We start from the raw sequence: 19,508 nt of genomic DNA, 5'->3' as shown, positions 1-19,508 counted from the left end.
CCGCGCCGGACCCCCCGCGCCGGACCCCCCGCCCGGACCGCCCGGCCCGTCCGGGGCCGCGCCACCCGGACGGGCCGATCCACCGCCGCTCCGGGGCCCCCGGGTGGGAGGATCGACCCGTGGCCGAACCGACCTCCCTCCCCGCGCCGTCCGCCGACCCGGGCCGGCGCCGCAGGCTGCTGATCCTCGGGATCTGCTGCCTGAGCCTGTTCATCGTCGGGCTCGACAACACCGTGGTGAACATCGCCCTCCCGGCGATCCAGCAGGACTTCGACGCCCCGGCCTCCGGCCTGCAGTGGGTCATCGATGCCTACACCCTGGTGCTGGCCTCGCTGCTGATGCTGTTCGGCTCGGTGGCCGACCGCTTCGGCCGCCGCCGGGTGTTCCAGACCGGTCTGCTGCTCTTCGTGCTCGGCTCGCTGCTCTGCAGCCTGGCACCCAGCCTGGAGTGGCTGGTGGTGTTCCGGGCGGTGCAGGCCGTCGGCGGCTCGATGCTGAACCCGGTGGCGATGTCGATCATCACCAACACCTTCACCGAACCGCGCGAGCGGGCCCGGGCGATCGGCGTCTGGGGCGGGGTGGTCGGCATCTCGATGGCGCTCGGCCCGCTGCTCGGCGGGTTCCTGGTGGACATCGCCGGCTGGCCGGCGATCTTCCTGATCAACGTCCCGGTCGGCCTGGTCGCCTGCCTGCTGACCGCCCGTTACGTCCCCGAGTCGCGCTCGCCCCGGCCCCGCCGGCTGGACCCGGTCGGCCAGGTGCTGATGGTGGTGCTGCTCGGCTGCGGCACCGCCGCGATCATCGAGGGCCCCGAGCACGGCTGGACGTCCCCGCTGATCCTCGGGCTCGGCGTGGCCGCGCTGGCCGCGCTGGTGGCCTTCCCGTTCTGGGAGCTGCGGGTGACCGAGCCGCTGGTCGATCCGCGGTTCTTCCGCAGCGCGCCGTTCACCGGAGCCACCGTCACCGCGGTCTGCGCCTTCGCCGCGCTCGGCGGCTTCCTCTTCCTCAACACCCTGTACCTGCAGAACGTCCGGCACTACAGCCCGGTCGAGGCGGGCCTGTGGACGCTGCCGATGGCCGGGATGATGCTGGTCTGCGCGCCGCTCTCGGGCCGGATCGTCGGCGGCCGGGGGCCGCGCGGCCCGCTGGTCGCGGCAGGTCTCGGCCTCGCCACCAGCGGGCTGCTGCTCACCAGGCTCACCGCCGACTCCCCGCCGGGCCTGCTGCTGGCCGCCTACGCGCTGTTCGGCTTCGGCTTCGGCATGGTCAACGCGCCGATCACCAATGCCGCCGTCTCCGGGATGCCGCGCGCCCAGGCGGGGGTGGCGGCGGCGGTCGCCTCGACCAGCCGGCAGGTCGGCCAGTCGCTCGGTGTCGCGGTGATCGGCACGGTGGTCACCTCGGCCGTCGTGGGCCCGGTCGCCACCGGCTTCGCCCCGGCCAGCCACGCCGGCTGGTGGATCGTGACCGGGCTGGGCCTCGCGATCCTCCTCCTCGGGCTGGTCACCACCACGACCTGGGCCACCGGCACCGCCACCCGGGTGGCCGCCCGCCTCGGCGGCGACCCGCCCCTCGTCCGGGCCGGGGTACGGGACGCCCCGCCCGAGCGGTTACGATGACCATTACGGCGGAAGAGCCGGCCGGGCGGTCGCGACGGGTCCTCAGGGCCCGCCGAGGAACGTCCGGGCTCCACAGAGCAGGGTGGTGGGTAACGCCCACCCGGGGTGACCCGCGGGACAGTGCCACAGAAAACAGACCGCCCACCGCTTCGGCGGCGGGTAAGGGTGAAACGGTGGTGTAAGAGACCACCAGCGACCGGGGTGACTCGGCCGGCTCGGTAAACCCCACCTGGAGCAAGGTCAAGATCGGTGCCCCCGGGCACCGTGCGCGGATGTTCGAGGGCTGCTCGCCCGAGTCCGCGGGTAGACCGCACGAGGCTGTCGGCAACGGCAGTCCTAGATGGATGACCGCCTCCCCGGGCCGCGCGAGCAGCCCAGGAGACAGAACCCGGCGTACAGGCCGACTCTTCCGCCCCTCTCCGCCATGGCCCGCCCCGGCACGGGCGCGGGCAGCGCCCGCCCGTGCCGGGAGCGACCGGCCCGTGCGCCGCTCAGGCCGGGTGGGCCCCGACCGCGTCGCGGATCTGTTCGCCCAGGCCGCCGTTGACCCGGGCGCAGTGCGCGCAGCAGAAGAACCGGCCGGCGACCTCGACGCCGTGGCCGACGATCCGGACCTGGCAGTGCTCACAGCGCGGGGCGAGCTTCTCCATCGCGCACTCGAAGCTGTCGAAGGTGTACACGTCGCCGGTGATCGTCTTGATCTCGAAGGACAGCCAGTAGTCGTTGGAGCAGACGTCGCAGACCGCCATGGGGCCGTCTCCCTTCCTGTCGGGGGGCTGACCGACCTGGCGGGCGCTCAGCCCTCCCAGTCTCGGAGCCCCCGGGGGGAGCGGCCACTCGGCGCACCCGGTCAGGCGGACCGGGCGGACAGCTCCTCCAGGGCGCGCACCGCGCGGTCGGCGTCGTCGGCGCCGACGAACAGGTGGTCGTGGTGGAAGCCGGCCACCACGTTGCAGCTGATCCCCTCCTCAGCGAGCCGCACCGCCACGGCGGCGGTCAGGCCGACGGCCTCCAGCGCCGAGTGGATGTGCAGGGTGATCCAGGCCGCCACGTACTCGTAGCGCAGGCCGAGCGCGTCGGCCTCCTCCTGCGCGACCACCACCGTCACCCCCTCGGGTTCTGCGACCGTCACCACCGGCCGCATCCCGGCGGGCACCTTCGCGGGCAGCGTGCAGTACACGTAGCGCCCCGGGTTGAGCCGCGGGCGCATGCCGCGCAGCAGGGTCGCAAGATCTCGTTCTCCGGCCATGCCCGCCACCGTAACGGCTGGGGGGCGGGCACCGGCCCGCCGTCGCGGCGTGTCGGTGCCCGGGCCCGGCCCCCGGTCAGCCCTGCGTCTTGTGGCGCCGGCTCTTGAGCATCAGGGCGCGCGAGAACTGGTCGTCCGCCGTGGTGGTCCGCTTGGGGAAGTTGGCGTTCATCAGCTTCTGGTAGGCGTCGGGCCGGAACTCGGCCATCAGCAGCCAGCCGCTGCGGACGTAGTCGGTGGGCGCGCTGTTCCCGGCGCCGTCGGTGCCGTCGATCTTGCCCGCGTAGTGGTGCGGCGGCTTGCTCATCACGTCCACGAAGGTGTTCGCGAGCGGGGCCAGCATGGCCGGGGTGATCTTGTAGCGGCCGGACAGGTAGGCCCGGTACAGGCCCGCGCAGTCCAGGCTGCCGTGGTTGTTGTCCTCCTTGCCGTTGGTCGCCGGGGCGTACCCCCAGTCGTAGGCGGGCCTGCCGGCGTGGTCGGTGTAGGTGCGCACCGAGGAGAAGAACCAGTCGACGCTGCTCTGCACCAGGGCGTCGTACCGCTTGACCCGCTTCGGGTCGTCGCCGAGGAGCTGGTGGGCGATCGCCAGGTTCTGGAAGGCGTAGTCGAACATCATCTGCTGGTTCCACGGCACCGGCTGGCCGCCCTTGTAGGGCGAGTCCGCGGCGAAGTACTGGCGGTCGCCCTTGGAGACGTCCAGCAGCCGGGCCAGGATGTGCCGGTCGACGGCGGTGTCCGCCTCGGCGACGAACCGCTTGGCCCGGTCGAGGTAGGTGGCGCCGTACCCGTGCGGGTCGCCGGTGGTCACCGGGGTCTGCCAGAGCGCCGGCGTCCGCAGGATCAGCCGGGCGCAGTTGGCGAGGTGACCCACCGGGTCGCCCTGCTCGCCGCCGGTGCCGACGGGCTTGGTGGTGACGTCGTTGGGCCAGGCGGGGTCGACCTTGCCGGTCCAGAGCACGTGCTGCCCGACCGGGCGCTTGGCCAGGTCGTTGCGCTCGGAGAGGACGGCGTCGCAGAAGACGATCATCCGGTCGAGGATCGCGCGGTCGGCGGAGACCTCGTACACCAGGCCCATCGCCTTGGTGTCCTCGCCGCTGTGGCCCTGGGCCCACTGGTTGCCGATGTTGTCGGCGGCCGGGGTGAGCGTCTTGATGTACGCGGTGAAGGACTTGATCTCGTCCGGGGTGACGGGGCCGTCCAGGCTGCTGAACGTCAGGGCCGGGCGGGCCTTGCCGACCGCCGCGACGGAGGCGGTCGCCCCCGTCCCCTCCGCCCCGGACGCCACGCCGGCGACCGCGATCACGCCGGCGCTGAGACAGGCCAGCGTCGTGCTTCCGAGCAGGACCTTCACGGGTTTCTTCGGCGCCATGCGCGGACCTCCTGGGCATCGGTCAGCCGTCTGACCGGGGTGAGCCGTCGTTCGGCCCCGCGCGCCCACGGCGAGCGGGGCCGAACCGGCCGGCCCGGAGGGCCGACACCACGGTTGACGGCCCCCGCACCGGCCCGGGTTCACCACCGGCGGGCCGCCCGCGACCGGCACCGGCCGCCCCGACTCCCGTGACAGTGCCGTCCGTTCACCGGCTCGTTCACCGGCCCGGCCCGGCCCGGCTCCACGGTGACCGGTCGGCAGCGCGCCGGGAGACGTCCCGGCGGCGGTGGTCCGTCCCCGCCGGGCCGGACACGCGAGTGGCCCAGTCGGCAACGATTGACGAGCGACAGTCAGCGATATATCGTCGAGCTATTGAGACAGTGACGTGAACACTGTCCGATCCACCAGGAGGTGAGCGCGATGCGCTCCGGAACGCGATACGGGAAAGAGGGTCCGCGCGGCGGTCGGCGCCGCGGGCGGGGCCCGGAGTTCGGGGAGTTCCCCGGTGAGGGCGGAGAGGGCCGTGGGGCGTTCGGCGCGTTCGGGCCGCCGTTCGGCGGCGGTCCCGGGCGGCCGCCGGGCGGGCCGTTCGGCCACGGCTTCGGCGGGCACGGCGGGCGCGGGCACGGTCCGCGCGGCCGGCGCGCCGGGCGGGCCCGGCGCGGGGACGTGCGGGCCTCGCTGCTCGCGCTGCTCAAGGAACGGCCGATGCACGGCTACGAGATGATCGCGGAGATCGCCGAGCGGACGGGCGGGGCCTGGCGGCCGAGTCCGGGCTCGATCTACCCCAACCTCCAACTGCTGGAGGAGGAGGGCCTGATCACCGCCGAGGAGGTGGGCGGCAAGCGACTGGTCTCGCTGACCGAGTCCGGCCGGGCCGAGGCCGAGGCCGGGCCCGCCGAGCCGTGGGCGGAGGCCGGCCGGGAGGTCGACTGGGAGGCCGTCCACGAGGTCGGCCAGGCGCTCGGCGCGGTCGACCAGGCGATCCGGCAGGTGATGGCGACGGGGACGGAGGCGCAGCGGGCCAAGGGCCTCGCGGTGCTCAACGAGGCCCGCAAGAAGCTCTACCTGATCCTCGCCGAGGATGCCTGACCGCCCGAGGGGGCCGGGGACGGCGGACGGTGCCGCCGCTCAGCCGCGGACGGCGAACAGCGCCACGCAGGCGAGCAGCAGCACCGTCCAGCCGAACCAGAGCCAGGCGTTCGGCCCGAGCGCCGCGCTGTAGAGGCTGACCACCACCAGCAGGGCACCGGTGACCACCGCGACCTGCCGGTTGTGCTGCGTCACGGCCTGCGGCCGGCGCCGGGTGCGGGTCCGTACGGTCTTCGCCATCGCCGTCCTCCCGGGGGGAGCGGCCGTCACCCGGAGGTGCGGGCGGTGGCCGTCTCGTCGTACTCGTAGCGCCAGAACCAGCGGAGGCCCCGCTGCTCCTTGACCCGGACGTACACCAGTGTGCGCGCGGGAGTCTCCCCGTGCGCGGGGACCGGCACCTTGTAGGTCTTGGGCACGCCGTACATCGGCCCCAACGGGATCGGGAGGATCCGGCCGTCCAGGGGGCCGCCGACGAATTCGGTGTCCGCGCTCTTCACCCCACCAGGGTCTCACCCCGCCGCGGCGGACCGGCGGGCGACCGGTGGCCGACCGCGGGCGGGGCGGTACGGCGGCGGCAGGGGGGAGGCGCTGTGAGGGCCGGGTGCCGGGAGTGTGACCGGAGAGGCACCGCCCCCGGTCATCCGAAGGGCCCGCGCACCCTTATCCTTCCTGTTACGCCCTCGGGGTTCACCCGGGTCAGCGGGCCCCGTACGGGCCGGGTGAGGCGCACAGCGGTGTGCCCGCCGGGCCGCCGAGCCGCAGTCTCTGTACTGCCGCGACTCCGTGCCGTGACCCGGGCGTCGGCCGTCCGGCAACCCCGGCTCCGGCCGACGGGGCGCGGACAGCAGGGCCGAGCACCGTCCCGGGAAGCAGCGGGGGGCGCTGTGCGTTGCGTCGGAGTGGTACGTCGAATGCTGTGTCACACCAGGCACGGCAATGCGCGGAAGGGGCCCGATGGAAGCCGGCAGCAGGTGGACGACCTGGTGGCAGAAGCGTGAACGTCAGCGGGCCCGGTCGGCCGACGCGGACAGCCCCGCCGCCAGACTGGATCAGCTGCTGGGCGCCGTGCGCGCCGGCTTCCCGCTCGCACCCGCCGCCCATCCGGCCGGCTACCGCTGTTCCTGCGACCGGGTGGCCTGTCCGGCCCCCGCGCAGCACCCGGTCTCCTTCGCCTGGCAGAGCCAGGCGACCACCGAGCCGGAGCAGGTCGCCCGCTGGCTCTCGCGGGACCCACTGGCCAACTTCATCACCGCCACCGGCCGCGCCCACGACGTCCTGGACGTCCCGGCCGAGGCCGGCCGGCTGGCGCTGGAGCGGCTCGCGGCGCAGGGCGTCGAGGGTCCGGTCGCCGCGGTCGGCGAGGACCGCTACCTCTTCTTCACCGCCACCAGGGGCACCCCGGTGGACGAGGACGAGTGGTGGCCGAGCGCGCTGGACTCCACGCCGGACACCATGTCCGAGCACCCCGGTCTGCGCTGGCACTGCCGCGGCTCGTACACCCTGCTGCCGCCGGCCGCGCTGCCGGACGGCTCGCAGGTGCGCTGGCTCCGCGGGCCCGAGCAGCCGCTGCCGGATCCGCTGCGCGTCCTGGACGTGCTCACCGACGCCTGCACCGAGGTGGGCGCGGTCGCCGAGGAGCAGTGGCTGATCGGCTAGCGCGCCCACCGGGGGAGCGGGCTACGGCAGGGTGAGGACCTCGGCGCCGTCGGCGGTGACGACCAGCGTGTGCTCGAACTGGGCGGTCCGCTTGCGGTCCTTGGTGACGACCGTCCAGCCGTCGGCCCAGATCTCGTAGTCGTAGGTGCCCAGGGTCAGCATCGGCTCGATGGTGAAGGTCATCCCCGGCTTGATCACCTCGGTGGCCCGCTCGCTGTCGTAGTGCGGGACGATCAGGCCGGAGTGGAACGACGTGTTGATGCCGTGCCCGGTGAAGTCCCGCACCACGCCGTAGTCGAAGCGCTTCGCGTAGGACTCGATGACCCGGCCGATCACGTTGATCTGCCGGCCGGGCTTGACCGCCTTGATCGCCCGGGCGAGCGACTCCCGGGTGCGCTCCACCAGCAGCCGGGACTCCTCGTCCACGTCGCCGCAGAGGTAGGTGGCGTTGAGGTCGCCGTGCACCCCGTGGATGTACGCGGTGGCGTCGATGTTGACGATGTCGCCGTCCTGCAGCACGGTCGAGTCGGGGATGCCGTGGCAGATCACCTCGTTGATCGAGGTGCAGATCGACTTGGGGAAGCCCCGGTAGCCGAGGTCGGACGGGTAGGCGCCGTGGTCGCACATGTAGGTGTGGGCGACGGCGTCCAGCGCGTCGGTGGTGACGCCCGGCGCGATCAGCTTGGCGGCCTCCGCCATCGCCCGGGCGGCGATCCGGCTCGCGATCCGCATCTTCTCGATGGTCTCGGCGGTCTGCACCTCGGGCCCGGTGTACGGCGCCGGCGCGGGCCGTCCGACGTACTCGGGGCGAGCGATGTGCGCCGGGACCTTGCGGGTGGGGGACTGGATGCCGGGTACGAGAGCCATGGTCGCGAGTCTATCCGTCGGTCCCCGGCCCTCCGGGGGTGTGCGGGACGGGCGGCCGCGCGCGATGATCAGTGACGACAGGCCCATCGAACGGGAGTGACCGCCATGCCCCTGGGATTCCACCGCAAGCCGACCGGACTGCCGGGCGAGTGGTTCTACTGCATCAAGCACGCCAAGGTGGAGGAGGGGCCGGAGTGCCCCGCCAAGGACCGTCTCGGCCCGTACGCCAGCCGTGAGGAGGCGGCCCACGCGCTGGAGACCGCCGAGGAGCGCAACCGGGAGTGGAAGAAAGACGACGAGCGCTTCGACGGACGGTCGACCGAGGGCTGACCCCGCGACCGGCGCTGCCCCGCCCCTGGCCCGCCACTGCGGCGGGCCAGGGGCGGCGCCGTGTCAGGCGCCCTGCGGGCCGACGTACTTGGCGCTGGTCAGCGGGGCGAGCACCCGCCAGCCCAGCGTGCTGTACAGCGCGCGCCCGTCCGGCGTCCCGGCCAGCACCCCGGTCTGGGCGCCCCGGTCGTGCGCCGCGTTCGCCAGCGCCCGCATGACCAGCGAGCCGAGGCCCTTGCGGCGGTGCTCGGCGGAGGTCTCGATCTGGTCCGCGACGGCGGTCGCGCCGCAGACGCCGATCTGGCCGCGGGCCGCCAGTGCGCCGTCCTCGGCGGTGACCAGGGCGCGGACGACCTCGCCGCGGGCCCAGGTGCGCAGGCGGTAACCCGCGGGGGCGGTGAGCCCGGGGGCGGGGGCCAGCCGGACGGTCATCAGGTAGGCCGGCTCGTCGTCGACCCACCAGTCGGGTCCGAGCCAGGGGGCGATAACGGCGGGCTCCGCGAAGACCTTGAGCCACGTCCCCCGGGCGCGCACCGCGCCGGCGACCTTGCGGACGTCGGCCTCCCGTACGGCGTCCCCGGTGGCGTCCAGGACGTGCCGGGTCACGTGGTCGGTGAGGCCGACGTCGACCGTGTAGCCCCAGGGCTCCACGATCGGCGGCGCGGCCGACCGCGACACGACCCAGCCGTCCACCCAGCTCCGTACGACGTTCTCCGCCGTGATCTCCAGCATGGCCACCCTCCGCTCGCCGGACGTCAACGGAGTTCAGGGTAATGGTCTCAAGCCATCTGTGTCACTTACTTTCTCGGAGCGTGGCACCGGACCCGGCCGGTCAGACCGCCGCCCGGGCCCGTGCCTCCTCGGCCTTCGCGTGCTCGGCGCGCACCGCCGCCGCGTGCGGGTCGGTGCGGTCGTCGTACGAGAGCAGCCGGGGCAGCGCGGCGGCGAGCGCCAGCACGCCGACCACGCAGGCCACACCGCCGGCCCAGACCGAGGCCCGGACGCCGACCAGACCGGCCATCCCGCCCGCCCGGACCTGGCCGAGCTGCGGGCCGACCGAGTAGCTGAGCAGCTCGACACCGGCCATCCGGCCGCGCACCTCGTCGGGGATGGACTGGTTCCACATGGTCGAGCGCGCGATCCCGCTGATCTGGTCGGCCCCGCCGGCCAGGGCGAGGCAGAGCAGCACCGGCCAGACGGCTGCGCAGAGACCGGCCAGGGCCATCGCCGCGCCCCAGCCGAGCGCGGCCACCACCAGCAGCCGGCCGTGCCGGTGGACCCGGGACGTCCAGCCGCTGGTCGCCGAGACCGCCAGCGCGCCCACCGCCGAGGCCGCGTACATCGGGCCGAGCGCCCAGTCGGCGCCCAGCTCCGAGGCCAGGAAGGGGAAGATCGCCACCGGGAAGGCGAACAGCATCGCGCAGACGTCGATCGCGTAGGTGCCCAGCAGGTCCTTGCGGCTCCAGGCGTAGCGGACCCCGGTCAGGACGGCCCGCACGGACGGCTTCTCGGCGCCGGTGGGCGGCGGCACCGCGCGGATCCGGGCGAGCAGCAGCAGCGAGGCGCCGAAGGTGAGCACGTCCAGCGCGTAGGCGGTCTGGACCCCGGCGAAGGCCACGATGATCCCGGCCAGCGCCGGGCCGGCCACCGAACCGGCGTTGCGGTAGAGCGAGTTGAGCGCGAAAGCGGCGGTCAGCTGGTCGTGCGGGACGATCCGCGGGGTCAGCGAGTCCAGGGCCGGGCGCTGCAGGCCGTCGGTCGCGGCGACCAGGGCTGCCACCAGGTAGACCGGCCAGAGCACCGGCGTCGGCAGCAGCGCGTTGACCAGCAGCAGACCGGTGAGCAGGCCGAGCCCGGCCTCCGAGAACAGCACCAGCTTGCGCCGGTCCAGCGCGTCGGCCAGGGCGCCGCCCCAGAGGCCGAAGACGATCAGCGGCACCAGCTCGAAGGCGCCGACCAGGCCGACCGCGAAGGAGGAGCCGGTGAGGTCCTTGATCTGCATCGGCACGGCGACGTAGGTGAGGAAGCTGCCGAGGCTGGTGATGCAGCCCGAGAGCCAGAGCAGCCGGAAGTCCCGGGAGGAGTGCCAGGGTGCCAGGTCGGGGCGCAGGGAGGTCAGCAGTGTCCGGACTCGCCCGGACGGAGGTGGTTCGGCGTCGTTCACGAACGACCATCCTCGGCGCCGCCCCCTCGCGGCCGCAACGGATTTTCACCCGTCCCGCCGCCTCGGGTGCCGTCTGCCCCCGCCCGCCGCCCCGCCGCTACCAGCGGCTGAGCCCCGGCCCCGAGCCGAGCCGCCCGGCCAGCGCCGCCAGCCGGCCGAGCGCGCCGCGCCGGCCCGGCGCCTGCCCGGCGGCGGCGCTGACCAGGTGCTGCGCGAGGTCGAACGGCTCCTCCTCGCCGGTGCCGACCGCCAGCCGCTCGTGCGCCAGCCCCGCCAGCTCGCCCCGCTCGGCGGGGCCGTCCAGGGCGAGCACGGTCGCCCCGCCCCGTCGCGCGTCGTGGACCCGTTCGAGCAGCGGCGCCCCGGCCGCCGTGGGCGCCACCACCAGCACCGTCGCCCCGCGCCCGGCCTCGGTCAGCCGCCGCAGGCCGTGCGCCAGATGGGCCGGCGCCCGAGCGGGCACCCGGTGCCGCAGCAGGGTCGGCGCCAGCCGGGGGACGTCGGACCAGGCCGCCTCGTCGTCCAGATGGGCGGCCAGGTGCCAGGGCTCGTACTCCTCGGTGCCGACCAGCAGCAGCGCGCCCGCCCCGCGCCGGGAGACGGCGTGGCGCAGCGAGCCGGCGAAGCCGCCGACCGCCTCCAGCCAGCCCGTGCCGGTCAGCCGCTCGCGGAGTGCCGAAACTCTCACCTCGTCCATGGGCCACAGAATGTCGCGGCGGGCCGGGCGTTTGGCAGGATCGGCCCATGACTTCCCTCGATTCAGCGACAAACCCGGCCCACGAGCTGCCGGACGTCTCGCAGCTGGTGGTCGGTGTCCTCGGTGGCACCGGCGACCAGGGGCGGGGGCTCGCCCACCGGCTCGCCAAGGCCGGCCAGCAGGTGATCATCGGCTCCCGCGACGCGGCCCGTGCCGAGGCCTCGGCGGCCGAACTCGGCCTCGGCGTGCGCGGCGCCGACAACGCGACCACCGCGCGCGAGAGCGACATCGTGATCGTCGCGGTGCCCTGGGACGGGCACGCCGCCACCCTCACCGCCCTCCGCGAGGAGCTGGCCGGGAAGATCGTGGTGGACTGCGTCAACCCGCTCGGCTTCGACAAGCAGGGCGCGTACGCGCTGGTGCCGGAGGAGGGCAGTGCCGCCCAGCAGGCCGCCGCGCTGCTGCCGGACTCCCGGGTCACCGCCGCCTTCCACCACCTCTCGGCGGTGCTGCTCCAGGACGAGTCGGTCGAGCGGATCGACACCGACGTGATGGTGCTGGGCGACGAGCGGGCCGCCACCGACCTGGTCCAGGCGCTGGCCGCCCGGATCCCCGGGATGCGCGGCGTCTTCGCCGGCCGGCTGCGCAACGCCCACCAGGTGGAGTCCCTGGTCGCGAACCTGATCTCGGTCAACCGCCGCTACAAGGCCCACGCGGGCCTGCGGATCACCGACGTCTGACCGGCGCCGGGGCGCGCCGATCTCACCCCCGGGCCCGGCCCGGGGGTGAGATCGGCGAGAATGGGGGCCGACCGTCACCCGGCCCTAGGAGCCCCCCGCCATGCCCCGCACGTCCCTCTTCGCCTCGATCGTCGTCGTCCTCGCGCTGGCCGCAGCCGTGGTCTCCCTGGTGCGGGGCGACTGGGTGGGCCTGGTCTGGATCCCGCTGGCCGGCGTGGCCAGCAACGTCCTCTGGCTGAACCTGCGCCGGGCGAAGCTGGCGAAGGCCGCGGCCGAGCGCGCCGCGGCCTCCTGAAGCCGGCCGGCTAGTTCTTCCAGAAGGTGAACAGGTCGTGGCCGACCTGGGCGTACAGCCGGTCGACGCCGAGCAGGTCCATCACGCCGTAGACGGCCTCGAAGAAGTAGTGGTTCACCTCGGGCTGCCAGAGCAGCGCGAAGATCGCCAGCATCCCGTACGGGGCGAACGGCTCGACCGCCCGTCGGGCCTTGCGGGACAGCCAGGGCTCGATGATCCCGTAGCCGTCCAGACCCGGCACCGGCAGCAGGTTCAGCAGGGTCGCGCTGAGCTGCAGCATGCCCAGGAAGCCCAGGGCCAGCGCCAGCGGCGACACGCTCAGCTCGTAGCCGTTCCAGACCGCGTGCACCTCGGTGCCGTCCAGCCAGCCGGCGCCCACCGGGACCAGGATCAGCACCGCGGCGGCCAGGTTCACCAGCGGGCCGGCCGCCGAGATCAGGCTGTGCTTGAGCCGCCCGTTGATCCGGTGCCGCTCGATCCAGACCGCCCCGCCGGGCAGGCCGATGCCGCCGAGCAGCACGAAGACGATCGGCAGCACGAAGCTGAGCAGCGCGTTCGCGTACTTGAGCGGGTTGAGCGTGAGGTAGCCCTTGGCGCCGACGGTGATGTCGCCGCCGTGCAGGGCGGTGCGGGCGTGCGCGTACTCGTGCAGGCAGAGCGAGACCATCCAGCCCGCCACCACGAACAGGAAGATCCCGAACCGGGCGTTGCCGTAGCCCGCGTAGACCGCCCAGCCGGAGGTCGCGAGGGTGGCCAGCATGGCCCAGAACACCGGGCTGATCCGTCGGTCCTCGCGGCGCGAGCGCTGCGTTGCGGCGAAGGTCATGACGTGGTCGCTCCGGGGGTCTGGGGTGCGGGCAGGGGACCGATCATGCCCGGCGGGCCCGTTGCCGGACAAGCCGTCCCCGGTGAACGTCCGGAGCAGCGGTCCCGGTTCCGGTCTCCGGGGCCGGCCCGGAAATGCGTGCGTGGCACGACCCTTCATCGACCAGAATGGGCGGGTGCACTACGGCATCCTCGGTACCACCACCGCCCACCACGACGACGGCACGCCGGTCCCGCTCGGCGGTGCCCGGCTGCGGGCGCTGCTCGCCGCGCTGGTCCTGCGGCAGGGACGGCCGGTGCCGGCCGACCTCCTGGTGGACGAGGTGTGGGACACCGAGCCACCGCAGGACTCCTCCGCCGCGCTGCAGACCCTGGTCGGCCGGCTGCGCCGCACCGTCGGCCGCGACCAGGTCGGCTCCGGCCCGGCCGGCTACTGGCTGACCGAGCCGCGGACGGACCTCGGCGACTTCCAGCGACTGGCCGGCGAGGGCCGCCGGGCACTGGAGGAGGCCGACCACGCGCTGGCCGCCGAGCGGCTGCGCGCCGCCCTGGCGCTCTGGCGCGGACCGGCCCTCGCCGACCTCCCCGACCGCGGCGGCCCCGCCACCCGGCTGGAGGCCCAGCGGGACGAGGCCCGCCGGCACCGGATCACCGCCGACCTCGGCCTCGGCCGGGCCGCCGAACTCACCGCCGAACTCGCCGAGCTCTGCGAGCGGCAGCCGCTGGACGAGCCCCTGCAGTACCTGATGATCCGGTCCCTGCACGAGAGCGGGCGCACCGCCGAGGCGCTGCGTCACTACGAGCGGACCAGGCACGCCCTGGCGGACGAGCTCGGTGCCGATCCGGGCCGCCGCCTCCAGGACCTGCACGCCGAACTGCTGGCCCCGGTCGGGGCGCCAAGGCCGTCCGGGCCGCCGCCGGCTCCCGAGCAGGCACCGCCGGCGGCCGCGGCGCCGACCCGCGGCGCGGGCAATCTGCGCGGCCGGCTCACCAGCTTCGTCGGCCGGGAGGACGACCTCGGCGCACTGCGCACCGCCCTCGCCGGCAGCCGGCTGGTCACCCTGACCGGCCCCGGCGGCTCCGGCAAGACCAGGCTCTCGATCGAGGCCGGCCGCGTCGAGCAGGCCGCCGGCCACTGGCCGGACGGCGTCTGGCTGGCCGAACTCGCCCCGCTGGAGAGCCCGCTCGCCGTCCCGGCCGCGGTGGTCTCCGCGCTCGGGCTGCGCGAGACGCTGCTGCACACCGGCAGCCTGGTCGCCGAGGCGCTGGAGAGCCGCGCGGAGGATCCGCTCCGCCGGCTGGTCGAGTACTGCGGCCACCGCCGGATGCTGCTCGTGCTGGACAACTGCGAGCACCTGATCCAGGCCGCCGCCGACCTCACCGACCAGCTGCTCGCCGAGTGCCCCGGCCTCACCGTCCTCGCCACCAGCCGCGAACCGCTCGGTGTCCCCGGGGAGAGCGTCCTGCCGGTCGAGCCGCTGCCCGACCCGGTCGCGCTGCGGCTGCTCGTCGAGCGCGCCGCCGCCGCCCGCCCGGGCTTCGACCCGCAGAGCGATCCGGCCGCCTGTGCCGAGATCTGCCGCCGGCTGGACGGCCTGCCGCTCGCCATCGAACTGGCCGCCGCCCGGCTGCGGGTGATGACGGCCCGGCAGATCGCCGACCGGCTGGACGGCCGCTTCGCGCTGCTCACCGGCGGCAGCCGCACCCTGCTGCCCCGTCAGCAGACCCTGCGCGCGGTGGTCGACTGGAGCTGGGACCTGCTGGGCAAGCAGGAGCGGGCGGTGCTGCGCCGGCTCTCGGTCTTCGCCGGCGGCTGGCGGCTGGAGGACGCCGAGGCGATCTGCGCCGACGAGGCCGAGGTGCCCCGTGAGGAGGTCGCGGACGCCCTGCTCTCGCTGGTCGACAAGTCGCTGCTGGTGGCCGACCTGGGCGGCGAGGGCCTGCCCCGCTACCGGATGCTGGAGACCATCCACGAGTACGCCACCGAACGGCTGGCCGAGGCGGCCGAGCGGAGCGAGACCGGGCGCCGGCACGTCGAGCACTTCCGCGAGCTGGTCCGGACCGCCGAACTGCGCCTGCACGGACCGGAGCAGCTGACCTGGCTGGCGGTGCTGGAGCGGGAGCAGGAGAACATCCGGGCGGCGCTGCGGCGGGCGGTCGACCGCGGCGACGAGCACGAGGCACTGGTCCTCGTGCTCGGCATGAGCTGGTACTGGTCGCTGCGCGGCTTCGGGCTGGAGGCCCGGGAGTGGTACGAGGCGGTGGCCGCGCTCGGCCCGGACCCGTTCGACCCGGCCACCCTGCCGCTGCGGCCGCTGGAGCGGCCGGTGCTGGAGTACGGCATGCCGCTGCCGCCGAGGGTGGCCGAGGAGGCCCGCCGCGAGGTGGTGATGTACCGGCTGGTCGGGCTCTTCGAGGGCAACCTGGAGGTGCTCGGCGACCCGGAGGCGCTGCGGCTCTCCCGGAACCTGCTCGACGTCTACACCCCGGACCTCCCGCAGGCCTACCGGTTCCCGGGCCTGATGCGGGTGTTCGGGGCCTTCCTGGCCGGCAAGCTGGAGCTGCTGCGCGACCTGCTGAACGACGCGGTGGACGGCTGCCGCGTGCACGGCAGCGACAACGACCTGGCGTTCATCCTGCAGATCCGGGCCAAGATGATGAACGACTGGCCCGGCGGGATGGAGCAGTCCCTGCGCGACGGCGAGGAGTCGCTGGAGCTGTTCCGGCGCTGCGGCGACCGGTGGGGGATGTCCCAGGCCTACGCGGCCCGCGGCGAGTCGATGTCCAACGAGGGCCGGTCCGAGGAGGCCGTCGTCGCGTACGAGCGCGCCATCGAGCTGGCCGAACTGCTGGGCGCCCCGCAGGAGGTGCCGATGCTGCAGGTACAGCTCGGCGGGGCGATGCTCGGCATCGACCTCGACGCCGGCGAGCGGCACATCCGGGAGGCCCTGGCCTCGGTCGAGCCGGGCGAGAGCCACGCGGCCAACGGCGCGCTGCTCTTCGGGCACCTGATGCTCTGCGCGGTGCACGCCCAGCGCGGTGAGTTCGACGCCGCGCTGCGCGAGCTGGACCAGCTGAGCGGGACCAAGGTGGGCGGCTTCGCCCCCGGCCTGGTCGGCGGGCTGCTGACGGTCACCCGGGGCTGGATGGTGGCCCGTTCCGGGGATCCGGACCGCGGGATGGAACTCCTGCGGGAGGGGCGGCGGTTGCTGCGTGAGCTGACGGACACCACGAGCGGTTTCGCGGAGCAGATGTCCGTGATGATGGTGCTCCCGGCGGTCGGTGTCCTGTGGGCCTACGCCGAGCGGGACGACGACGACGAGGCGGCCCGCCGGGCGGCGGTCCTGCTCGGCGCGCACGTCGGTCTGACCGGGCCCAAGGGCGGCTACCTGGAGCGGGTGGAGAGCGAGCGGACCGAGGCGGGCCTGCGGGCCCGCCTCGGTGAGGACGCCTTCGCCGAGGCCCGCGCGCTGGGCGCCTGCCGCTCGATCGCCGAGGCGAACGCGCTGCTGGAGCGGATGATCGACTGGCCGGCCGGCTGACCCCCCGTCCCAGGGGTCGGCCGGCCGGCGGACCAGGTGGTGCGGGCCCTCAGGTCCGCTTGCGGAACCGGGCCACCGCGAGCGGCGCGAAGACCGCGGTGATGCCGATCGACCAGCCGAGCACGATGAGCACCGGGTGGGCCACCGCGCCCTCGCCGTTGAGCAGCGCGCGGCAGGCGTCGGCGAGCGCCGAGAGCGGGTTCACCTTGGTGAAGGACTGCAGCCAGCCCGGCATGGTGTCGGTCGGCGCGAAGATCGAGCTGCCGAACTGCATCGGCATCAGGACGAGCATGGACACTCCCTGGACGGCCTGGGCGCTCTTCATCGCCATGCCGAGCAGCATCGAGATCCAGACGATCGACATGCCGAAGACCAGCGAGAGGCCGACCGCGGCCAGCGCCTCCAGCGGTCCGGTCTTCACCTCGAAGCCGAGGATCAGCGCGAAGCCGATCAGGATGGCGAAGGAGACCAGCGCCCGGCAGGTCTCCGCGGCGATCTTGGAGAGCAGGACGGCGGAGCGTCCGATCGGCAGGGTGCGGAAGCGGTCCATCACCCCGGTCTGGAAGTCGCTGTTCAGACCGGTGCCGACGGCCATCGCCAGGGTGAGGCCGGTCTGCCCGAGCAGACCGGGGATCATGTACTGCTTGTACGCGTCCTGGCCGCCGGAGATCGCCCCGCCGAAGACGTAGACGAAGAGCACGGTGAAGATGATCGGCATCAGCACCGCGTCGAACATCGACTCCGGGTCCGCCTTGATCCGCATCAGGTTGCGACGGGTCAGAGCCCCGATGTGCCGGAAGGTGCCGGCCAGGCCGATCCGGGTGTCCTCCACCCGGGCGGGGGCGAGCGTTGCGGTGGTCATGCGACGGACTCCTTGGCGAGGCTCGGGGCGGCGGCCGCGACGGTCGCGGGCTTGCCGGTGATGGTGAGGAAGACCTCGTCCAGGCTGGGGACCAGGGTGTCGATGCCGGCGATGGCGAAACCGCGGGTCCCGAGCACCCCGACCACGGCGGTCAGCTGCGCCTCGTCGGTGATCGGGACCGACAGCAGGCCGGTGTCGGCCGAGACGGTGGCCCCGGCGATGCCGCTCTCGCGCAGGCAGCGGGCCATCTCGGAGAGCTCGCCCGGGTGCGTCGGGCGGACCTGCAGGGTCTGGCCGCCGACCTGGGCCTTGAGCTCGGCCACCCCGCCGGAGGCGATCACCCGGCCGCGGTCGATCACGGTCAGCTCGTTCGCGAGCTGCTCGGCCTCCTCCATGTACTGGGTGGTGAGCAGCACGGTGGTGCCCTCGCCGACCATCCGCTGCACCTCGTCCCAGACCTCGTTGCGGGTGCGCGGGTCCAGGCCGGTGGTGGGCTCGTCCAAGTAGAGGACCCGGGGCCGGCCGATCATGCTGGCGGCCAGGTCGAGGCGGCGGCGCATGCCGCCGGAGTAGGTCTTGGCGACGCGCTTGGCGGCCTCGGTGAGCGAGAAGCGCTCCAGCAGCTCGGTGGCGCGGGCCTTGGCGTCCTTGCGGGAGAGGTCCAGCAGCCGGCCGATCAGGTAGAGGTTCTCGTAGCCGGAGAGCATCTCGTCGACGGAGGCGTACTGGCCGGTCAGGCCTATCGTGCGGCGCAGTTGCTTGGGCTGGCGCAGCACGTCGTAGCCGCCGACGAAGGCCGTGCCGGCGTCCGGCTTGATCAGCGTGGAGAGGACCCGGACGAGCGTGGTCTTGCCGGCGCCGTTCGGGCCGAGCACGCCGAGCACGGTGCCCTCGCGGACGGTGAGGTCGACACCGTCGAGTGCCTTGGTCGCGCCGTAGTGCTTGACGATGCCGCGCACCTCTACGGCATTGCCCGCGGCGGGCCCCCGGTCGTTCGGGGCAGTGGCGATTCGTGTCATGCCCCCAGACTGTCCGACCCCACTGACAGTCTGCTGTCACGGTGTGCCCGGGCCCGGGCGGCCCGCTGTCATCCCGCTGTCGCGGCGCTCCCGGCGCGGCGTCCCGGGCACGGGTGGGGCCCCGCTCCGAGCGGAGCGGGGCCCGTACCGGCCGGTCAGTGGAAGGTGTGCTCCGGGGCCGGGAAGGCGCCGGACTGCACGTCGGCGGCGAACTCGCGGGCGGCCTCGCCGAGGACGGCCCGCAGGTCGGCGTACTGCTTGACGAACTTCGGGACCCGGCCCGCCGTCATGCCGGCCATGTCCGTCCAGACCAGCACCTGCGCGTCGGTGTCCACCCCGGCGCCGATGCCGACGGTCGGGATCGCCAGCTGCTCGGTGACCTGGGCGGCCAGCTCGGCGGGGACGGCCTCCAGGACGACGGCGAAGGCGCCGGCCTGCTGGACGGCCTTGGCGTCGCGCAGCATCCGGTGCGCCGCCTCGTCGCCGCGGCCCTGGACGGGGTAGCCGCCGAAGGCGTGCACGGACTGCGGGGTGAGGCCGATGTGGGCCATCACCGGGATGCCGGCCTCGACCAGCAGCTCGATCGACCGGGCGCTGCGCTCGCCGCCCTCCAGCTTGACCGCGCCGACCCCGGCGTCCTTCATCAGCCGGACGGCGTTGTGCATGGCCTGCGCGGGGGACTCCTGGTAGGAGCCGAAGGGCAGGTCGGCGACGATCATGGCGCGCTTGGTGCCGCGGACGACGGCGGCGGAGAGCATCACCATCTGATCCATGGTCACCGGCACGGTGGTCTCGTAGCCGAGGTGGCAGTTGGCCGCCGAGTCGCCGACCAGCAGGACGGGGGTGCCGGCCTCGTCGAAGACGCCCGCGGTGAGGGCGTCGTAGGCGGTGAGCATCGACCACTTCTCGCCGCGCTGCTTGGCGGCGGCGAGGTCGCGGACGGTGACGCGGCGGTTGGTGACCCCGCCGTAGAGGGTCGCGGTCGACGCCTGGTTCTGGGCAGGCGAAGGCGAAGAAGCGTTCATCGAACAGGCTCCTGAAGGGTTGTCGTCTCGTGGCGCCGTGTGGCGTCCCCGGATCCCCTCCATGCTTGCACGCCCCGGCGCGGGCGCAAAGAGGCGTGCCCGGACCGCGCTGCGATCTAGGGCACACCGGCCGGGCGCCCGGTGCGGCCGACCG

20 protein-coding genes and 1 other RNA gene are annotated in these 19,508 nt (G+C 74.0%); 8 read left to right on the top strand and 13 right to left on the bottom strand.

The annotated features are described in order from the left end of the window. The first annotated feature begins 119 nt into the window (after positions 1-119). Complete coding sequence (locus ACZ4UX_RS08955; protein ID WP_465706140.1) at positions 120-1,619, top strand: DHA2 family efflux MFS transporter permease subunit; 1,500 nt, start codon at positions 120-122, stop codon at positions 1,617-1,619. 13 nt (positions 1,620-1,632) lie between these two features. Further along, positions 1,633-2,031, top strand: an RNA gene (rnpB, locus tag ACZ4UX_RS08950) — RNase P RNA component class A. Between the two features lie 79 nt (positions 2,032-2,110). Here rnpB and ACZ4UX_RS08945 read toward each other — a convergent pair. The 3 genes from ACZ4UX_RS08945 to ACZ4UX_RS08935 form a co-directional block, all read right to left on the bottom strand. Then, positions 2,111-2,368 (bottom strand): Prokaryotic metallothionein, encoded by a 258-nt coding sequence (locus tag ACZ4UX_RS08945; RefSeq protein WP_329487397.1) that lies wholly within the window; start codon positions 2,366-2,368, stop codon positions 2,111-2,113. A gap of 101 nt (positions 2,369-2,469) precedes the next feature. Further along, positions 2,470-2,868 carry an ACT domain-containing protein gene (locus ACZ4UX_RS08940; RefSeq protein ID WP_329487396.1) on the bottom strand — a complete coding sequence of 133 codons (399 nt, stop codon included), beginning with the start codon at positions 2,866-2,868 and terminating at the stop codon, positions 2,470-2,472. 76 nt (positions 2,869-2,944) lie between these two features. Next, complete coding sequence (locus tag ACZ4UX_RS08935; protein ID WP_465706139.1) at positions 2,945-4,240, bottom strand: hypothetical protein; 1,296 nt, start codon at positions 4,238-4,240, stop codon at positions 2,945-2,947. 420 nt (positions 4,241-4,660) lie between these two features. On the opposite strand from ACZ4UX_RS08935, the gene ACZ4UX_RS08930 reads away from it, so the two are divergent. After that, on the top strand, positions 4,661-5,332 hold the full coding sequence (locus tag ACZ4UX_RS08930) for a PadR family transcriptional regulator (protein WP_465706138.1): 672 nt from the start codon (positions 4,661-4,663) through the stop codon (positions 5,330-5,332). Positions 5,333-5,371: 39 nt separating this feature from the next. On the opposite strand, the gene ACZ4UX_RS08925 is transcribed toward ACZ4UX_RS08930, so the two are convergent. Next, entirely contained in the window at positions 5,372-5,572 is a 201-nt protein-coding gene (locus ACZ4UX_RS08925; RefSeq protein ID WP_465706137.1) for a hypothetical protein, read from the bottom strand. 26 nt (positions 5,573-5,598) lie between these two features. Continuing rightward, entirely contained in the window at positions 5,599-5,829 is a 231-nt protein-coding gene (locus ACZ4UX_RS08920; RefSeq protein WP_329487392.1) for a hypothetical protein, read from the bottom strand. Between the two features lie 457 nt (positions 5,830-6,286). Between ACZ4UX_RS08920 and ACZ4UX_RS08915 the strand changes: the two genes are divergently transcribed. Next, positions 6,287-6,988: a bifunctional DNA primase/polymerase gene (locus tag ACZ4UX_RS08915; RefSeq protein ID WP_359802798.1), complete on the top strand. Its 702-nt coding sequence runs from the start codon at positions 6,287-6,289 to the stop codon at positions 6,986-6,988. Positions 6,989-7,009: 21 nt separating this feature from the next. Here ACZ4UX_RS08915 and map read toward each other — a convergent pair whose 3' ends face one another. Beyond that, positions 7,010-7,855, bottom strand: a complete 846-nt coding sequence (gene map / locus ACZ4UX_RS08910; RefSeq protein WP_329487390.1) for a type I methionyl aminopeptidase — start codon at positions 7,853-7,855, stop codon at positions 7,010-7,012. A gap of 105 nt (positions 7,856-7,960) precedes the next feature. Here map and ACZ4UX_RS08905 point away from each other — a divergent pair, with 105 nt between their 5' ends. Then, positions 7,961-8,185 carry a hypothetical protein gene (locus tag ACZ4UX_RS08905; protein ID WP_465706136.1) on the top strand — a complete coding sequence of 75 codons (225 nt, stop codon included), beginning with the start codon at positions 7,961-7,963 and terminating at the stop codon, positions 8,183-8,185. 63 nt (positions 8,186-8,248) lie between these two features. Here ACZ4UX_RS08905 and ACZ4UX_RS08900 read toward each other — a convergent pair whose 3' ends face one another. The 3 genes from ACZ4UX_RS08900 to ACZ4UX_RS08890 all read right to left on the bottom strand — a co-directional run bounded on the left by ACZ4UX_RS08900 (position 8,249) and on the right by ACZ4UX_RS08890 (position 11,046). After that, on the bottom strand, positions 8,249-8,917 hold the full coding sequence (locus ACZ4UX_RS08900) for a GNAT family N-acetyltransferase (RefSeq protein ID WP_465706135.1): 669 nt from the start codon (positions 8,915-8,917) through the stop codon (positions 8,249-8,251). A gap of 100 nt (positions 8,918-9,017) precedes the next feature. Further along, entirely contained in the window at positions 9,018-10,349 is a 1,332-nt protein-coding gene (locus ACZ4UX_RS08895) for an MFS transporter (protein ID WP_465706134.1), read from the bottom strand. Between the two features lie 97 nt (positions 10,350-10,446). After that, on the bottom strand, positions 10,447-11,046 hold the full coding sequence (locus tag ACZ4UX_RS08890; protein WP_465706133.1) for a hypothetical protein: 600 nt from the start codon (positions 11,044-11,046) through the stop codon (positions 10,447-10,449). Between the two features lie 47 nt (positions 11,047-11,093). Between ACZ4UX_RS08890 and npdG the strand changes: the two genes are divergently transcribed. Continuing rightward, positions 11,094-11,786, top strand: coding sequence for an NADPH-dependent F420 reductase (npdG, locus tag ACZ4UX_RS08885; RefSeq protein WP_465706132.1), 693 nt, complete (start codon positions 11,094-11,096; stop codon positions 11,784-11,786). 100 nt (positions 11,787-11,886) lie between these two features. Continuing rightward, entirely contained in the window at positions 11,887-12,081 is a 195-nt protein-coding gene (locus ACZ4UX_RS08880) for a hypothetical protein (protein WP_329487383.1), read from the top strand. A gap of 10 nt (positions 12,082-12,091) precedes the next feature. On the opposite strand, the gene ACZ4UX_RS08875 is transcribed toward ACZ4UX_RS08880, so the two are convergent. Further along, positions 12,092-12,907: a site-2 protease family protein gene (locus ACZ4UX_RS08875; RefSeq protein ID WP_465706131.1), complete on the bottom strand. Its 816-nt coding sequence runs from the start codon at positions 12,905-12,907 to the stop codon at positions 12,092-12,094. A 175-nt stretch (positions 12,908-13,082) separates the two neighbouring features. Between ACZ4UX_RS08875 and ACZ4UX_RS08870 the strand changes: the two genes are divergently transcribed. Next, positions 13,083-16,448 carry an ATP-binding protein gene (locus ACZ4UX_RS08870; RefSeq protein WP_465706130.1) on the top strand — a complete coding sequence of 1,122 codons (3,366 nt, stop codon included), beginning with the start codon at positions 13,083-13,085 and terminating at the stop codon, positions 16,446-16,448. Between the two features lie 49 nt (positions 16,449-16,497). Here the strand turns inward: ACZ4UX_RS08870 and ACZ4UX_RS08865 are convergent, their stop codons facing one another. The 3 genes from ACZ4UX_RS08865 to panB form a co-directional block, all read right to left on the bottom strand. Next, positions 16,498-17,310: an ABC transporter permease gene (locus tag ACZ4UX_RS08865; RefSeq protein WP_329487379.1), complete on the bottom strand. Its 813-nt coding sequence runs from the start codon at positions 17,308-17,310 to the stop codon at positions 16,498-16,500. Continuing rightward, positions 17,307-18,329, bottom strand: coding sequence for an ATP-binding cassette domain-containing protein (locus ACZ4UX_RS08860; RefSeq protein ID WP_465706129.1), 1,023 nt, complete (start codon positions 18,327-18,329; stop codon positions 17,307-17,309). Before ACZ4UX_RS08860 ends, ACZ4UX_RS08865 begins: the two co-directional genes overlap by 4 nt. A 155-nt stretch (positions 18,330-18,484) precedes the next feature. Further along, the gene (panB, locus tag ACZ4UX_RS08855) at positions 18,485-19,354 is read right to left on the bottom strand and encodes a 3-methyl-2-oxobutanoate hydroxymethyltransferase (RefSeq protein WP_329487377.1); all 870 of its coding nucleotides are present in this window, start codon (positions 19,352-19,354) and stop codon (positions 18,485-18,487) included. Positions 19,355-19,508: the final 154 nt, after the last annotated feature.

It is taken from the genome of Kitasatospora sp. NPDC028961 (assembly GCF_055564815.1).
Note: the sequence above shows the minus strand (reverse complement) of the source record. Positions and strands in the feature narration are given on the sequence as shown.

Coding starts and splice junctions, on each gene's coding strand:
- ACZ4UX_RS08945 (WP_329487397.1), bottom strand. CDS start 2,368: ATGGCGGTCTGCGACGTCTGCTCCAACGACTACTGGCTGTCCTTCGAG.
- ACZ4UX_RS08940 (WP_329487396.1), bottom strand. CDS start 2,868: ATGGCCGGAGAACGAGATCTTGCGACCCTGCTGCGCGGCATGCGCCCG.
- ACZ4UX_RS08935 (WP_465706139.1), bottom strand. CDS start 4,240: ATGGCGCCGAAGAAACCCGTGAAGGTCCTGCTCGGAAGCACGACGCTG.
- ACZ4UX_RS08930 (WP_465706138.1), top strand. CDS start 4,661: ATGCGCTCCGGAACGCGATACGGGAAAGAGGGTCCGCGCGGCGGTCGG.
- ACZ4UX_RS08925 (WP_465706137.1), bottom strand. CDS start 5,572: ATGGCGAAGACCGTACGGACCCGCACCCGGCGCCGGCCGCAGGCCGTG.
- ACZ4UX_RS08915 (WP_359802798.1), top strand. CDS start 6,287: ATGGAAGCCGGCAGCAGGTGGACGACCTGGTGGCAGAAGCGTGAACGT.
- map (WP_329487390.1), bottom strand. CDS start 7,855: ATGGCTCTCGTACCCGGCATCCAGTCCCCCACCCGCAAGGTCCCGGCG.
- ACZ4UX_RS08905 (WP_465706136.1), top strand. CDS start 7,961: ATGCCCCTGGGATTCCACCGCAAGCCGACCGGACTGCCGGGCGAGTGG.
- ACZ4UX_RS08900 (WP_465706135.1), bottom strand. CDS start 8,917: ATGCTGGAGATCACGGCGGAGAACGTCGTACGGAGCTGGGTGGACGGC.
- ACZ4UX_RS08890 (WP_465706133.1), bottom strand. CDS start 11,046: ATGGACGAGGTGAGAGTTTCGGCACTCCGCGAGCGGCTGACCGGCACG.
- npdG (WP_465706132.1), top strand. CDS start 11,094: ATGACTTCCCTCGATTCAGCGACAAACCCGGCCCACGAGCTGCCGGAC.
- ACZ4UX_RS08880 (WP_329487383.1), top strand. CDS start 11,887: ATGCCCCGCACGTCCCTCTTCGCCTCGATCGTCGTCGTCCTCGCGCTG.
- ACZ4UX_RS08875 (WP_465706131.1), bottom strand. CDS start 12,907: ATGACCTTCGCCGCAACGCAGCGCTCGCGCCGCGAGGACCGACGGATC.
- ACZ4UX_RS08865 (WP_329487379.1), bottom strand. CDS start 17,310: ATGACCACCGCAACGCTCGCCCCCGCCCGGGTGGAGGACACCCGGATC.
- ACZ4UX_RS08860 (WP_465706129.1), bottom strand. CDS start 18,329: ATGACACGAATCGCCACTGCCCCGAACGACCGGGGGCCCGCCGCGGGC.
- panB (WP_329487377.1), bottom strand. CDS start 19,354: ATGAACGCTTCTTCGCCTTCGCCTGCCCAGAACCAGGCGTCGACCGCG.